This is a genomic window from Okeania hirsuta, assembly GCF_003838195.1.
Classification (GTDB): Bacteria; Cyanobacteriota; Cyanobacteriia; order Cyanobacteriales; family Microcoleaceae; genus Okeania; species Okeania hirsuta.
In genome coordinates this window covers 13,271-28,318 of record NZ_RCBY01000086.1, presented here as the reverse complement: position 1 = coordinate 28,318, position 15,048 = coordinate 13,271, and the positions used below count along the sequence as shown (strand labels likewise).

Below are 15,048 nucleotides of genomic sequence, written 5' to 3'. Positions count from 1 at the left end.
TCCCCTCCCGGGAGGGGAGCAAGAGGGGTGGGTATCAGATGCACGGTTGGAGAACATTCAGGACTTTTGTAGAAGGAAAAGCAGAAAAATATGGTCGCGATTTCAGAGTAATTAGTCGCCCTTGAGCCAACATCCCAAGTTTGCTCAAATTGTGGCTTTAAAGGTGGGAAGCTAGACCTTCAGGTGCGAGAATGGGAGTGCCTCAACTGCGGTGCAAAACATGATCGAGACGAGAATGCAGCAATAAATATATTAGTCGCGGGCGGGCAGTCCGAGACACTAAACGGACGTGGAGGCAAGCATAAGACTAACTTCAAGCTAGCAGCAGCCAAAGAAACGTCAACCCACCGAGGAGCTTAGGCTCGGTAGGAATCCCCGTGCCTTCAGGCCGGGGAGGATGTCAATGTCACAAAAATATCAAACTAAGCAAAAATTCCTATTGCGACATACCCAACAAAACCACCGACTACCAAAAAAATATCAGACTAAGCAAAAATTCCTATTGCGACATACCCAACAAAACCACCGACTACCAAAAAAATATCAGACTAAGCAAAAATTCCTATTGCGACATACCCAACAAAACCACTAGATGTCTCCTAAAAATAAATCCCGATCTAACAATCAAAAATCTTATTTTGGTCTAGAAATTATCAGCAGTATATTAGAACATATCCACAGTCATCCTCAATTCGATCGCAACGTTTACTGAGAATTAAGTATGAATAAAGAGAAAAATCATTAGATACAAGCAATAAAATTACACAAACAACGGCAAGAGTTAGTATCAACAAAAAATACAATAATTATTGCACCTGTTAGTAGTATATCGCCATGATTATCCCCATCATAGCAAATCATTTTTACTTTAATTTATTGAATAAATTTGACAACATTTCAACTACCTTTAAATTCAATTCAGAGGAGTTTCAACAATTAATAATTAATAATTAATTATTGCCTCTCCTTGAAAAGAAGAGGATTGACTCAAAGGATTTTTTTTTTCTTTTTCCCCTTAAAAGTGGAGGCTTTAAACCACAATTTATCGGTAAAACTACTGCCAACGATATCTTTAATTACTGGTTTCTAATGATTGGGTAATTGTTACCACCAAATCTGCTAAAACAGGTCATTTCAGTTATCAGTTATCAGTTGTAAAAAAAACTCAAGCGATCGAGAAATTGTTAAAGAAATTACGAGCAAATTAAGTAAAAATTTTTATAATACTAAATCTGGTTGAAAATCTTACCGAAAAATTAAGGTATAAAGCCTCTCCATTCATGGAGAAAAAAGCGGTCGATCTTCGTAGCTTCCCGTAGGGTGGGATGGCGAGGAGACCTCACCATATTCAATGGACCAAGAGAAGAAAAAAATTCCTTGTACAGCAGTTTTTAAATGGGTAAACCATAGTTAAAAAGTTAGGTGGTAGGTGGAGCGGTGGTAAGCGAAACAAGGACTGCAAATTCCACAATAGATGGCTGACTTTGTGGTCTACTCGAATGAAAAGCGCTGTAACCCAATCCTTTCCTTTCAAGAAGAGGTAATTCTAAATTCTAAATTTTAAATTCTTGAAGCATTTTTCCAACAAAAACACTATATATACCATAGTGCTATAGTTTTTATCTGCTATATGTAGTACCTTGGCGTAATTTCTGACTATAAAAGTTCTTGTAAACAATCCTTCAAAGCAAATATAACTTGTTCTTGTTGTTGAGTAGAAAGTTCCGGAAATATAGGCAAGGACAAAACCTCATGACAAACTTTTTCTACCACTGGCAACTGACGGAATGGCAAAAATTTGTAAACTGGCTGTAAATGTAAAGGAGTAGGATAATAGACCGTTGAACCTATTCCCTTTTTTTGTAACTGAATGCGAATCAAATCCCGTAGAGAATTAGAAAAACGAGACTTTACTGTAGCTTCTAAATCTTGACTTTTGACCCTAATCGTGTATTGATTCCAAACACATCTACTACCAGTCAACTCTTGAGGAGGAACTACAGGAGTTATTCCACTCATAAATTCAAAGTAACGATTTGCTAAATCCCGACGTTGCTCATTCCAACTATCTAGATAACGCAACTTAACTTGTAGAATTGCAGCTTGTATGGTATCCAAGCGACTATTAATACCGATATGTTCATAAAAATATTTGGCAGACTGTCCATGATTTTTGAGCATCCGTACTTGGTTAGCGATCGCCGAGTTATTAGTAGATAAAGCACCTCCATCTCCAAAAGCTCCCAAATTTTTAGTAGGAAAAAAACTAAAACAACCGATATCACCAAAACTTCCTACTTTTTTTCCTGACCATTCAGCCCCTGTAGCTTGGGCACAATCTTCTATAACTATTAAATTATGGGAACGAGCGATCGCCATTAACCTGGTCATATCTACTGGTTGACCAAATAAATGTACTGGCAAAATAGCTTTTGTTTTTTCAGTTATTGCTGATTGGAGTTGTTCAATATCTAAGTTAAAAGTTTGGGGGTCAATATCAATAAAAACTGGTGTTGCTCCAACAGCACTTATTACTTCAGCGGTAGCGAAAAAAGTGAAAGGAGTAGTAATTACTTGATCACCAGGCCCAATATTTACAGCTCGTAAAGCTAGAAATAGAGCATCAGTACCAGAGTTACAGGATACACAATGAGATACATCTATATAGTTAGCAAATTGTTGTTCAAACTCATCAACAATAGAGCCACCAATATAGCGACCAGAGCTGAGTACTTCTTGGACTCTGCTGTTTATTTCTTCAGAGATCGATTTATACTGTTGTGTTAAATCTAGAGGTGGAACATTAGTCATATTCAGAGTGAGAAATTAAAGAATAAAAGGCTAGTAAAATTTCTTGATATGATAACCGACTCAGAAAATCAAGCTACTGTTAACGTGAGTCTTGTAATCGCAATCCTAAATCATTTGTGATAATTTTATTGCTTCGGTGTTTCTCCCATACCTGTTCCCTATTCCCTATTTCCTAAAATCTACAATATCTCACAACTCAAATAAGATTGCTAAAATTTTATTTTAGCTACAATCTAAGGATAGATATTTTCTAGTATTAACTCAATCAAAACTTTACCTAATCTATAACTTTAGGTAGTAGTATAATTCTTTTTATATTTGATATATTTGCATCTAGAATAAATGGTTGAATTTATTGCCAAGACAAGTAAAATTTCAATTGGCCTAAGAGTAATTAGAGTTTTCTATTACTTAACTCATAATAGGAGAATACAATGTCAAAATATTCTGTGATAACAGTTGATAACAAAGAAACTGGAAAAAAAGAGAATGTGTATTGGGAAGAAGAAAAATATTACTATGGTGAAAAGTTAATAGAGAGTATACAAAAAAGATGTGCCGATCGCTTTGGTGGTTTAGTTTGGAAAGTCATACCTGATACTTATAAGTCAGGTCTTGAAAATCCTCCTGAACCAGCTATAGATTATGATGACTTGAGTGAGGCTATTAGCTAATATTAAAGTTAATTCCAAGCATCCTTAAAGTTAATTCAAAGGTAAGCATTCAGCAGTCAGCTAGGCTCCTATCGGAGGAAATGCCTCTTGCAGAGGAGCTAACGCTAACTTTAACAGCTATCAGCTTTATTACCTTTAAAGGAGAAAAAAGCAATTTTATCAAAGCTTCAGAGTACGAATATGTGGTGGGGAATGTAGTAGAAATTAAATGAATGCTTGCTTTATTCATTAGACATCTCCAATAATAAAAAATCAAATCAATTATTGCACAGCAATTATCAATTCTTTCTCCCTATTCCCTACTCCCTACTCCCTCATTTGGTGGAGATGTCTATTAAAAAGCTGTTTGCGCAGCATGACCTAGTAATAGCTGACCGCTAATAGCTGTTTGCGCAGCATTCCGCAGGAAATGCTTACATTTAAAGAATCCTCATATCTGCAATTCTAATTAACTATTCCTAGCTAGGTCTTCTAAAAATTAGAATTTCAGAATATACATTAATATAAATTAGTCATACCTCACTAGAAAGCATAATACTTCTAGTGAGGTTCATTATGATTTTTAATAACTAGGGTTTGCTGAAAAGTCTTTTGGTGAGGGTAGGACTCAGGAGGAACAGAGAACTATATAGGAGGTAGGAGGAAGAATTGTCAAAGTGATTTTTCTGCTCTTGTCTGCCTAAAATACTGATTTTTTGTACTGATTTTTTGAGCTTTTTAGACTGAAAAACTGACAGTTTTTTCGACTTAAAAGGAACTTGGCTTTATCTGTCAATGTTTTGAGAGTTAATCAGCAAGCCCTAACTAATATAAAATTCAACATACCAATTTTATATGAAGTTGCACAGAATTATGAAATTTATTAACCTGTATGTCTTAATCTACTGTCAATTCTGATTAAAATATTATTCTATGAAACTTCTTATAAATTTGGTATAAGTAACGAATATGATTCAATTAACAATTACAGATATAGCTATGGCTTTAGGACTTATTGCGATAGCTATTGGTCTATCAGCTTGGCAAAAATTAGGATTAGAATGGCAACTATTAATAGCGACAATTCGTACTATTGTACAGTTAATATTTGTTGGCTATGTATTAGAAATAGTATTCGATTATAAACAACCTTGGTTGGCGCTCGCTATAATTACTGTTATGTTAACAGTTGCTTCTGTTGTTGCTAAAAATAGAATTAGTAAAAAAATACCTCGATTATTACCTTTAGTTTGGGGTTCGATTTTAACCAGTACCGTTTTAAGTATCAGTTATACCAACTTATTAGTTATTCAACCTGAAACTTGGTACGAACCTCAATATTTAATTCCACTGGTGGGAATTGTATTAGGAAATGCGATAAATGGAGCAGCGATCGCTGGAGAAAGACTTGTCAGTATAATTAATTCTAGTCCGGTGGAAATTGAAACTTATTTAAGTTTAGGGGCAACTCCACAAACAGCAGTTGCTAAGTATAGAAAAGATGCTATTCGTGCTGCATTAATACCGAATTTAAACCAGATGATGGTAATTGGAATAGTTACACTTCCTGGAATTGTTACTGGTCAGTTATTAAGTGGTGTTAATCCTTTGGATGCTGTGGCATATCAAATGTTAATTATGTTTCTTTTGGCTTTTGCAAATTTGGTGACAAGTTTATTAGTTACTTATAGTTTATGTAGACAATTTTTTAATCAGGATGCGCAATTGCAAAATTTATAAAGAAGGAAGAAGTAAGAAGGAAGAGGGAAGAAGGAATAAGAAAGAATAAGAAAGAAGAAAGAAGGAAAGTATATGAGTCTATAGATCGATACTTTATGAGTTTTGGTCTTAATTTCTCTAAGACTAATCTTCAATAATAGTGAGTCCAAGATATATAGCATTTTGATAATTAAGTGAAAGCTTCATCTAATTTTCCTTGTTTCTTGAACACTACTCCTAAATGATAGTGATTTCAGGGAAAATCTGGTTTAATTTTAATAGCTTGATAGTAAGCTTCTATTGCTTCTCCATAAAGATTATTTTCTCGAAAAATACCACCTAGTGTATGATAATAAGCCCAATATTTTTTGGAATTAATTCCAATTCCTTGAGCATAAGCAATCAAAGCTTCCTCTAATTTTCATACTCTTGAGTATAATGTTCTGGTTGTTCTTTTTCTTTATCTGAAATTGAAACATTGTGATTATTTTGATTTTCACTACCATAATTTTCTAATAAACCAATAACATTTGAATTACATTCACCGATTACTTGCATTTGTTCGGCATTCAAAAATTCATAATAAGGGCGGTTGTCATCTCTGAAAAATCCTTTAGCTTTTGGTAAATATCCATCGAATGGTATATTTAATTTCTGACAGACGAAAGTTAAATCTGAGCGAATATTTTCATATTTACCAATAAAATAGACTGCTAATTTATCGTTGATTGTGTAAATATTCCAATTGTTTTTTGATGAATTAGAATAGTTATTTTTTAGCCAGTCGTTAAATTTAATAGATTTGTTTCGACAGCTAAAATAGTACCAAGATATAGCTCTCTCAAAAGGGTTTCTTTCAAAACAAAACTTGTAGTAGCTATCCCAAATCGAAGATTCTATTACATTTTTAATCTCTTTAGCAGTAATATGATTGAAATACTTTTTGTATTCATTTCCCTGAGCATCAAAATCTAAATAATTTTGTTGTCTTTTTCCAAGAAGTTTTCTGATAGCTTCATCTTACAAAGATATAGGAGTAATTACATCATCGTCACCACAAAATCTAGATAAATAAATTTCAATTGATGTACCAGAAGTCTTGATTGTTTTCAGGAAAATAAATTTATATTTGTGAGAAATTATCATAATGAAAAGAGAAAATTAGAAAAGTTATCCAATTGAGCGATCGCTTCTAAAATACAGCACCATGTTTCGACTTTCAAAAAGTAGCAGTTTTCTGATATTTAAGACTTTTATCTTCACTAAATTCTCACTCTAAAAGTATGATGTTAATTACCAACACTCCCCTGCTCCCCTGCTCCTCTACTCCCTTACTCCCCTACTCCCTCACTCCCTCACTTCAACTATTAGGAATATGAGCAGCAACTTTTAAACCTTGTGGGTTATAAACCTCTAAAGGAATCTTGGCATTATTACTAATAGCCTTCAAAGCTATCTGTAAAGTTTTCAAATGTTTTTCTAGTTGAGTCAAACTCTTTTGATCTTTATTATTTTTTAAATCCTGAGCTGTTTTCTTAATTTTATCCACATAGTCAGAAGTTAAACGTACAGTAATTAAATCCTTCGTAATACTATATTCGCAAATTTTCGGTGTCCCTTTACAAGTTTTACTTAAATCTTGACCAGCTTTAGCTATAGTATCCAAAAATCTCTGGTTAGCTTGTGCTATCTTCAGAATAGTATCATAAGATTTAATGAGAGGTTTTGCTTTAGCAAAATAACTAGAAGTAGTAGGTACTTCTTCAGCAGAATTTAGAGCATTTTGCCAATATTTCACAGCATCTTGCCAATTATCTTTTGTCTCAAAAACTTCAGCTTGTTTCGCATAACTAATAGCTTGATCATAATACTCTTCACCAATTTGTTCTATAATTCTACGTTCCTCAGCTAACTGAAGTTTTTGTTCATACTGAGGGAGTAAATTTTTAGCTTCTAAATAGGCAGTTGTTTGTGGTGGAACAGAAGATATTTTATCCAAGGCATCTTCCCAACTTGAATATACACTTTTCCAGCTTTCAGGAAACTGAGCTACTACTTCTCTAGTATTTGCTAACTGAGCTGATTTTTTAGCAGCAATTAGTTTTCGATCTGCCACTTCTTCTGTTGTTAATCTACCTTTAATCGCTACTAAATATTTACGATATTGCTGTAGTTTATTCTTGGCAAAAGGATAAGCACTACTATCTCCTGGTACTTTTTCTAGTAAGACAATTGCATTTTGCCAAAGTGATTGAGTTTCTATCCAATCTTCTACTTTTAGTGGCAAAGTTTTACTATTTTGAGCTGCTTGTTGACCTTTTGCTAAAGCTTTTTGAATATTTTCCAAATGTTGAATTTCTGCTTTGTAAGTAGATTTTAAATGTTGTGACTCTAGATAATGTATTGACCAAAATGGAATTTTTTCTAAATCTTGAACTGCTTTTTCTAACTTTTCTTTTGCTTGCTTTGGAGCCAAAGAGTTTTTTGAATTTTTAATTGTTTCTAATGATTGCTGATTTAAGTCTTTTGCTGTGGGTACAATCATACATTTTCCAATCACACAGGGTTGAGTTATTGCATAAAAACAGCCTATTAAAATTGTCAAACTTAAACTGGCACTGAGAAATTCTACTTTAGAGAAAGTACTGAAGTTAACAGTTGATGTTTGTCCTACATTATGAGAATGTTTTGCTGTTCTTCTGGATTTTTTAAGAGATATATCTAATCCTTCCACATCAAAAGGGTTATCTAAATCATCCAGTAATTTTGAAGTAATTTTAATATCTGAGTTTTGACTTTTCTTTCCAGGAATATACTCTTTCTCAACATTAGTATTTAGCTCAGACTCTAACCTAATAGATATCTGTTCTAAATTTTTTAAATCAAATGGATTATCTAAAGAATCTAAAAATTCAGGTGTAATTTTTACTTGATCGCCCATATCTCCATCTACCCATCTTGGGAGAAAAGTTAATGTAGACTCTTCTTGCCGACTCTTTGTAAAAAATGAATGATAAGCATAAGGATATATATGACCAATCGCATTTAAACAAATACCTACTTTCTCAATAGATTCTAGTGGTTGTTTTTGAACTATACCTTTTAACTCAGAAATTGTTTTCTCTCGATCTATCACTAAATTTGCTGGATGTTCACAAATCACTAATAATGTTCCAGCTTTTAAATCACATTGAATTTTACAAGCATCATTGAAATTTCTCAAAGATTGCCAGCTTTTTTGTAAATTATCCTCTAATATCTGAGTATTAATATTTCTGATTGCTGTTTTCATTTTCTAGTTAATAATTTGATTGTTTAATTTGCTAGCTGTATTAATTATTTTAGGAATTATGCTTTTTAATTTTGTAATTAAATCAATAATCCTGAATATAAAACTACTAATAATACCATTTGGATAAATATCTGTTATAAATCCTTGTTACATATAAAAACAGTTTTGTCACATTTTTTAGTCAAATTAGTATAATTGGTCGATCATACAAAATTCTGTCCATAGGTTTCTTGAAAGCAAACCTGGCTCAAAGAAAGACGTCCACCATATTTTTTAAATGGTTCAGCAGCATAACCCATTGCTAATAGACAGCAAACATCTACTTGCTCTGGAATATTAAATGCTGCTTTAACTTGAGATGTAATAAATCCTTCCAGAGGACAACTATCAACTCCAAAACTACTAGAAACGAGCATAATGTGAGCTACTGCTAACATTATTTGCCTATTTATCCAAGCTTCCATAGACTCAAAAGAAGAAGGACTTTCAAACATTTTAGGGATTGAATTTTTCATATAATCTGCATAAGTATCATTGATAGCTTCATGCTCTTTGCGCAACTCAATTATAGATTCTATATATTCTGGTTTAGATACATGGCGATCGCCACAACAAATTAAAACTACTGGAGCTTCTCCTACCTGGCGTTGATTAAAAGCACAAGCCTTAAGTCGTTCTTTATTCTCTTGTTTTTTAACCACAATAAAACGCCAAGGTTGTAAGTTAAAACCAGAGGGAGCCATCATACCAAGACGTAAAATTTCTTCTAGGATTACATTAGGAATTGAATTTTTACTAAATGCACGAGCAGAGCGACGCTTCTCAATAGCTTGCTTTAAATTAATGCTTGGTTCCATAAAATAAAAATATAATTTGTAGTTGAATTTTTTTATTTCTTTGTTATTGAACTATAGTTTTTCTATTTTAAGGTGTGAAACTAAGATTGACATAAAAATGGAATAAGAAGAAATTATAGATATAGAAATCCTAAATTAGTTGTGACAATTTTTATAGTAGTTAATTTCAACTGAAAACTTCTAAAATTATGGCTCTTGACTGTCACTCAAATATTACAAATTAGAAAGGATTGCTATAGAGATTTTTTAGTAATCCTATATTCAGCAATTATTAGGTCTCACAATCTTTATAGCGGTTTTCACAAAGGTAGACTTGCATTGCTTCTGCCTTCTGCCCTCTGGCTTCTGCCTTTAAGCCAAAATCTCTGTATTCTATGTTAATGAAAACTGCTATAAAAATACCATATAAAGTTATAGCAGCATAAACATCGGAAATAGGGAATAAATTAATATTAATTTTATCTAATTGTTCTTCATATTGCATAATATTTAGCATAAACTATACCAAACCCAACTCTCGTTTCAATAAATTAATTGACTCTGTTCCAATATAATTTTCAAAGCAGATAATTTGTGGCGGGCGAATAATATCTGCTCTGTTTTTTTGTACGGCAGCTTTAACTTTAGCATCACTAAATTTGTCACAAATAATTATTTTAGCCATCCGCACCATAGCATCAACTTTGTGGGTTTCTTCCTGTTGCGCAGTCATTACAATTACATCATTTCCACGCAAACTATTAATAATTACTTCTGCAGCTTTTAGTAGACCAGAACTGAGACTAACTATACCAAAGTAACTTCCCTGAGATAAATTATTAACCAACTTAAATTCTTGAGCATAATCATATATATCAATTGGAATCACTCGTACAGATTGAGGAGCAGCTATTTTTTCAGCTCGTCCAATGAAATATCGACTTGTGACAACCGTTCCAGAAGATACTTCATCTATAACTCTACCTAGTTCTTCCAGAGGAACTACTTGGACAGAAATATTAAGAGCTTGTTCCAACTCTTTAGCCATTAACTGTCCAATACCAATATCATTAGAGGGAGCTGTCACTAATACCCTGGCACTACAACGCAGTCGCCAGTCAATCTCAGTGAGAAACATTTCTCTAGCTTCATTCAGACTACAACCTTGGGACAGTAATTCATCCAAGCTACCCTTGACTATATGACTGGCATAGGGATACTTTTCATATATGGGAGAATTTAATTTTCGCCCCCTCTCATTTCCCTGTGCTCTGACATAAATACCTGAACCTGCTTGAGCTTCCACAAGACCAATATCTTCAAGTTGACGATATACCTTACTTATAGTGTTGCGATGTAAACCAGTTTGCATCGCAAGTTGTCGGGTACTAGGTAGTCGATGGCCAGGAGAAAACTTTCGGGAAGCTATGGCAAACCGAATTTGATTAAATAATTGGTTTGATGCAGGAATATCACTATCTGCTTTAATCTGAAAATTAACCATAGTAGAAAAAACTGCTGCTCAGAAATAAATTTTTATGCTGTAACTTACCTACACAGATGTATTAGCTTTCTGTGTAGGCTTCTAATGTTTATTAAAAACGGTCAGAACTTCCTTAGAAACAAAAGCAGTTTTTGACTTTATAATAACCACTTTGTTCTTACGGCGGTTTATAGTCACCGAACAAGTCCAGTCCGACTCGTTTCAAATTGATTGCTGCGTTTGTATCTCGATCAATTTTCCACTGTAGTTTCCGATCAAAATATTCTCTGATACTGCAATCTGTAAACACAATTTCATCTCTATCATAAAGTCATTGAGATGTATAGTTTGGTTTCCATTCTATCACTCTAGAGTTTCACTTGCCAACATCAAAAGCTTTTGCAACTACCTGAGCTAGTATGTTAAAAATTTGATTAAACGCAGCATCAGCGCCAAGACTTATTTAACCCAGACTTTGAGGATTGACCATTAGGTAAATACTTTCCATCTTCATTTTGTTTGCCTTGATTTGTGCAAGTTAATCCTGCTAAATTTCACAATTCATCAAAAAATACTTTTTTACCTGTCCGACTTAATTTGTCAGCTGTTTTATACTGAAAATATTTACGACTTCTAGCTATTTTTTGATCATTTTACTTTCGCGTTTTGCTAGCTTTCCTCTGGCTTTACTGCCATGTTTACCTTTTTTATGTTATTACCTTGGGATACTTTGGTCAGTTGCTCTTGATTTGTTCTTAACGGTTTCAAAGAAGATAATTTATTTCCTGGTGATCTGGCTCAATAAATATTCTTGTCTAGAAAAGCATCTCAATCTATGAGTTTTTCCCAAGATTGACTGATATTCTCAACTTAAACTTATCCACCAACTATCAGTTTTTTTGTTAGTGAAACTTGTTTGATTTGAGTTCGAGCAGGTATTGTTCTAAGGGTTATAGCCTTAATTAAACCTATTTTAGGAATTAAAATATATCACCATTTACCATTAATTTATCAAAACTTTAACCAAGAATCATTACCATGAGGAAAGTTCAATTAACGAGGTCTAGATTGACTTTTCAACCTAGGCTTACCCCTTCGTTTCCTAGCCCGAAGTTACAGCTTCAGACCTGGTAGGAGTACGCAAGACGCGCAAAAGTAGGTCTTCAGCAACCTCAACACCTAAGGAAAAGGTCACAAAAAAAGGGTAATCGAACTAGATATTGAGAAATGTTTGGATAGAATTAACCACAGTGCGATAATGACACGGGTCATCGCACCCCAAAAAAGAGGGAGGAGGTTCCTCCTGATCAAAAATTGTAAATTATACGGCGGGTCTCCCGTCGCCGAAAAGATGACAGAATTAAAAATCCGTACAGCCCATATTCAAGTCCCCAACGGAGACCTAGAAATAGCTTCTTATCTAGCACAACCAGTAGAAGAAAATCTATTTCCAGCAGTAGTAGTAATTCAAGAAATATTTGGGGTCAATGCCCATATCCGAGAAGTAACAGAAAAATTTGCCAAAGAAGGTTATGTAGCGATCGCTCCCTCAATCTACCAACGTCAAGCTCCAGGTTTTGAAGTGGGCTATACTGAGGAAAATGTCAAACTGGGTCGCAAGTATAAAGAACAAACCAAAGCCTCAGAACTACTAAGTGATATTCAAGCTACTATAAATTATCTCAAAACCCTACCTACTGTTAAAGCAGACAAGTTTGGTTGTATTGGTTTCTGTTTCGGAGGCCATGTGAGCTATTTAGCAGCAACTTTACCAGAAATTCAAGCAACTGCCTCTTTCTATGGAGCTGGTATTGCCACTGGTACTCCCGGTGGTGGTGAACCTACTATTACTCTAACTCCGAAAATTAGTGGTACTATTTACTGCTTCTTTGGCACAGAAGATCCTTTAATTCCCATAGAACAGGTAGACCAAATAGAAGCAGAATTACAGAAACATCAAATTAAGCACCAGGTATTTCGTTATCAAGCAGATCATGGTTTCTTTTGTGACCATCGTAGTAGTTATAATGCTGAAGCTACTGCTGATGCTTGGGTCAAGACAAAGCAACTTTTTGGTCAAGAATTGTAAAAAAAAGTAGTTTTAGAAAGTGTTGGTCAACAAAATATTGAAGCTCGAACATCCCTATGAATTGATCTTCTCATGGCTAATAGCAAAAATCTTCACTCTTTGAGAACTAGCTAAATTTTAATCAATATTTCAGGATTATTTTTTTGTGGCCAATAGTTTGATATTTTTGCTTCCCCCCTACTCCATACTCCCTATTCCCTGTCTATAGGTCAATAAGCTATTTTTTTCTCTACTGAAGCCCCAAAGATTAGCTATATTGAAGTAGCCTAGTGTTTTTTTTACCGTATATGAATCCCGAATCAACTAGCTCTCAAGAAAGTAAACAGTCCTTTTCCATGGACGATTTTGCTAAAGCTCTCGAACAACCTCAATATAATTATGGATTTCAAAAAGGACAAATAGTTACTGGAAAAGTATATAGTTATGAATCTGAAGGTGTATACATTGATATAGGGGGTAAGTCTTTAGCTCTTTTACCCATTCAAGAAGCTTTCTTGGGAGTAACACAAGATTTATCGGAAGCACTACCATTACAGCTAGAACGGGACTTCCTAATTATCCGTGAGCAAAATGCAGAAGGAGAAGTGCTTCTTTCTATTAAGCAACTAGAAATTAATCAAATTTGGGAGAATTTGATTGAATTACAAGAAGGTGGTCAGTCTTTCCAAGTTCGAGTAATTGGTACTAATAAAGGTGGGGTGACGGTGGACGTACAATCTTTGCGGGGTTTTATTCCGCGCTCCCATCTTTTGGCAAAGGATAATTTGGAGTCATTGATTGACCAAGTATTGACGGTCAATTTTTTGGAATTAGACCAAGAAAAAAAGAAAATTGTAATGTCTCAGCGTTTGGCTGCTCAGTCTGCTGGTTTTAGTAAGTTAATTGTTGGTCAGTTGGTGGAAGGAAAGGTTGCGGGAGTGAAACCTTTTGGTGTTTTTGTAGATTTAGAGGGTTTAACTGGTTTGCTTCATATTACCCAAGTTAGTCAAAAACGGGTTGATTCTTTATCAACAATTTTTGCCCAGGGTAATTTGGTTAAGGCGATGATTGTTGATTTGGATGAGGGTCGAAAGCGCATTTCTCTTTCTACTAAGGTGTTAGAAAATTATCCAGGGGAAATGTTGGAAAAAATTGATGAAGTGATGGAGTCTGCTGATGCTCGCGCAGAAAGGGCGAGAAAGGCTTTACCTCAATTACAATAGCAGGGAATAGGGAATAGGGAATAGTTGGAAAAATATTTCCTAGTCTAAGGTCTTTCATTAGTCTATGTTCTCATCAATTCTTTCTTAGCTATAGGTTTAATTTTTCTATTACTTTTCAGGATGGCTGAATAGGTTTTGGCACTTATTCAGCAATTTTTATAACTCAAATTTATCCGTTGATGCAATAGAACTCCGTTCTGCTACGCGATAAAACTACGTTTCGCTGAGGCGATCGCACTCCCACTCATTAATCCTCTTTTTCATTTTAATAAGCACCTGCGCAGAGCTACAGACTTGTTATCAATATACATCAAAATTCCCTGGGAAGCAAAAATCCTGTATTTATTGCATATCAAGACTTGTAGCGTTTATGAAAAGATTGCTAAAACAAGCGCAAAATCACGATTTTTCCCTAAATTTTGGCCTTCAAGAGCTACTTTCAACTTTTTTTGTGAAAATTAGTTTAAATTTCAAATAGTTTAATCAATTAAATATAAGTTTAATTAATATAAAATTATTTTATAGTCTTGTAAAAAGTAGTAAAGAGTCATTTCAATTATCAGTTATCATAAGTTTTGAAACTTATTCAGCAATTTTTATAGTCAAGATTTTATAGACATGAAATGGCAGGAAAAAGAGATAATAATCTCAATTTTATCAATACAATTTTTCAGCAAATAATTTCATCAAATCCTACTTTACTAATTAGACAAGTTTTTTTATTAGCCATAATAAATCAGGGATAATTGTCTTTTTTTATTAAGTACAATTTCATAGATAAATAATTTTCAAAAATAATCCTACTGTGGGAACTTAAAAAAAATTTTATAGATTATCAATAGGTCAGTATTTTTTCGGAAAATAATAGGAAATTACGCTATAAAACTTCAGTAAATACACTATTGTTAACAGACAAATGTGCATCTTATTCTAGATATATAAATTCATAAAAGATCAGTTTAA

General features: G+C 33.8%; 13 protein-coding genes and 2 pseudogenes. 7 read left to right on the top strand and 8 right to left on the bottom strand.

Annotation, left to right across the window (positions count from 1 at the left end; all coding sequences use genetic code 11):
* Positions 1–177: 177 nt before the first annotated feature.
* Together D5R40_RS42030 and D5R40_RS15805 are read left to right on the top strand one after the other, a co-directional pair.
* Positions 178–360: pseudogene (locus D5R40_RS42030) on the top strand (zinc ribbon domain-containing protein); the annotation flags it as partial.
* 43 nt (positions 361–403) lie between these two features.
* Entirely contained in the window at positions 404–592 is a 189-nt protein-coding gene (locus tag D5R40_RS15805) for a hypothetical protein (protein WP_124143493.1), read from the top strand.
* Positions 593–1,656: 1,064 nt separating this feature from the next.
* On the opposite strand, the gene D5R40_RS15800 is transcribed toward D5R40_RS15805, so the two are convergent.
* Positions 1,657–2,811 (bottom strand): DegT/DnrJ/EryC1/StrS family aminotransferase, encoded by a 1,155-nt coding sequence (locus D5R40_RS15800; protein ID WP_124154890.1) that lies wholly within the window; start codon positions 2,809–2,811, stop codon positions 1,657–1,659.
* 434 nt (positions 2,812–3,245) lie between these two features.
* Between D5R40_RS15800 and D5R40_RS15795 the strand changes: the two genes are divergently transcribed.
* The 3 genes from D5R40_RS15795 (at position 3,246) to D5R40_RS15790 (ending at position 5,204) form a co-directional block, all read left to right on the top strand.
* Entirely contained in the window at positions 3,246–3,485 is a 240-nt protein-coding gene (locus D5R40_RS15795; RefSeq protein WP_124154889.1) for a hypothetical protein, read from the top strand.
* Between the two features lie 80 nt (positions 3,486–3,565).
* Positions 3,566–3,697, top strand: coding sequence for a hypothetical protein (locus D5R40_RS41095; RefSeq protein ID WP_282433634.1), 132 nt, complete (start codon positions 3,566–3,568; stop codon positions 3,695–3,697).
* Between the two features lie 736 nt (positions 3,698–4,433).
* Complete coding sequence (locus tag D5R40_RS15790; protein ID WP_124154888.1) at positions 4,434–5,204, top strand: ABC transporter permease; 771 nt, start codon at positions 4,434–4,436, stop codon at positions 5,202–5,204.
* Between the two features lie 232 nt (positions 5,205–5,436).
* Here D5R40_RS15790 and D5R40_RS15785 read toward each other — a convergent pair whose 3' ends face one another.
* The 7 genes and pseudogenes from D5R40_RS15785 to D5R40_RS15760 form a co-directional block, all read right to left on the bottom strand.
* Positions 5,437–5,589 (bottom strand): hypothetical protein, encoded by a 153-nt coding sequence (locus tag D5R40_RS15785; RefSeq protein WP_124143489.1) that lies wholly within the window; start codon positions 5,587–5,589, stop codon positions 5,437–5,439.
* An 8-nt stretch (positions 5,590–5,597) separates the two neighbouring features.
* The gene (locus D5R40_RS39645) at positions 5,598–5,741 is read right to left on the bottom strand and encodes a hypothetical protein (RefSeq protein ID WP_240038788.1); all 144 of its coding nucleotides are present in this window, start codon (positions 5,739–5,741) and stop codon (positions 5,598–5,600) included.
* 84 nt (positions 5,742–5,825) lie between these two features.
* Positions 5,826–6,194, bottom strand: a pseudogene (locus D5R40_RS42660) (sulfotransferase family 2 domain-containing protein); the annotation flags it as partial.
* Positions 6,195–6,543: 349 nt separating this feature from the next.
* On the bottom strand, positions 6,544–8,475 hold the full coding sequence (locus D5R40_RS15775) for a hypothetical protein (RefSeq protein WP_124154887.1): 1,932 nt from the start codon (positions 8,473–8,475) through the stop codon (positions 6,544–6,546).
* A 203-nt stretch (positions 8,476–8,678) separates the two neighbouring features.
* Positions 8,679–9,332 (bottom strand): nitroreductase family protein, encoded by a 654-nt coding sequence (locus tag D5R40_RS15770; RefSeq protein ID WP_124154886.1) that lies wholly within the window; start codon positions 9,330–9,332, stop codon positions 8,679–8,681.
* Positions 9,333–9,603: 271 nt separating this feature from the next.
* On the bottom strand, positions 9,604–9,816 hold the full coding sequence (locus D5R40_RS15765; protein WP_124143486.1) for a hypothetical protein: 213 nt from the start codon (positions 9,814–9,816) through the stop codon (positions 9,604–9,606).
* A gap of 15 nt (positions 9,817–9,831) precedes the next feature.
* A complete protein-coding gene (locus tag D5R40_RS15760; RefSeq protein WP_124154885.1) occupies positions 9,832–10,815 on the bottom strand; it encodes a GntR family transcriptional regulator in 984 nt (327 codons plus the stop codon).
* Positions 10,816–12,145: 1,330 nt separating this feature from the next.
* On the opposite strand from D5R40_RS15760, the gene D5R40_RS15750 reads away from it, so the two are divergent.
* Entirely contained in the window at positions 12,146–12,883 is a 738-nt protein-coding gene (locus tag D5R40_RS15750; RefSeq protein WP_124143484.1) for a dienelactone hydrolase family protein, read from the top strand.
* Positions 12,884–13,170: 287 nt separating this feature from the next.
* Positions 13,171–14,085 (top strand): S1 RNA-binding domain-containing protein, encoded by a 915-nt coding sequence (locus D5R40_RS15745; protein ID WP_124154884.1) that lies wholly within the window; start codon positions 13,171–13,173, stop codon positions 14,083–14,085.
* Positions 14,086–15,048 lie beyond the last annotated feature (963 nt).

Coding starts and splice junctions, on each gene's coding strand:
- D5R40_RS15805 (WP_124143493.1), top strand. CDS start 404: ATGTCACAAAAATATCAAACTAAGCAAAAATTCCTATTGCGACATACC.
- D5R40_RS15800 (WP_124154890.1), bottom strand. CDS start 2,811: ATGACTAATGTTCCACCTCTAGATTTAACACAACAGTATAAATCGATC.
- D5R40_RS15795 (WP_124154889.1), top strand. CDS start 3,246: ATGTCAAAATATTCTGTGATAACAGTTGATAACAAAGAAACTGGAAAA.
- D5R40_RS41095 (WP_282433634.1), top strand. CDS start 3,566: ATGCCTCTTGCAGAGGAGCTAACGCTAACTTTAACAGCTATCAGCTTT.
- D5R40_RS15790 (WP_124154888.1), top strand. CDS start 4,434: ATGATTCAATTAACAATTACAGATATAGCTATGGCTTTAGGACTTATT.
- D5R40_RS39645 (WP_240038788.1), bottom strand. CDS start 5,741: ATGCAAGTAATCGGTGAATGTAATTCAAATGTTATTGGTTTATTAGAA.
- D5R40_RS15775 (WP_124154887.1), bottom strand. CDS start 8,475: ATGAAAACAGCAATCAGAAATATTAATACTCAGATATTAGAGGATAAT.
- D5R40_RS15770 (WP_124154886.1), bottom strand. CDS start 9,332: ATGGAACCAAGCATTAATTTAAAGCAAGCTATTGAGAAGCGTCGCTCT.
- D5R40_RS15765 (WP_124143486.1), bottom strand. CDS start 9,816: ATGCAATATGAAGAACAATTAGATAAAATTAATATTAATTTATTCCCT.
- D5R40_RS15760 (WP_124154885.1), bottom strand. CDS start 10,815: ATGGTTAATTTTCAGATTAAAGCAGATAGTGATATTCCTGCATCAAAC.
- D5R40_RS15750 (WP_124143484.1), top strand. CDS start 12,146: ATGACAGAATTAAAAATCCGTACAGCCCATATTCAAGTCCCCAACGGA.
- D5R40_RS15745 (WP_124154884.1), top strand. CDS start 13,171: ATGAATCCCGAATCAACTAGCTCTCAAGAAAGTAAACAGTCCTTTTCC.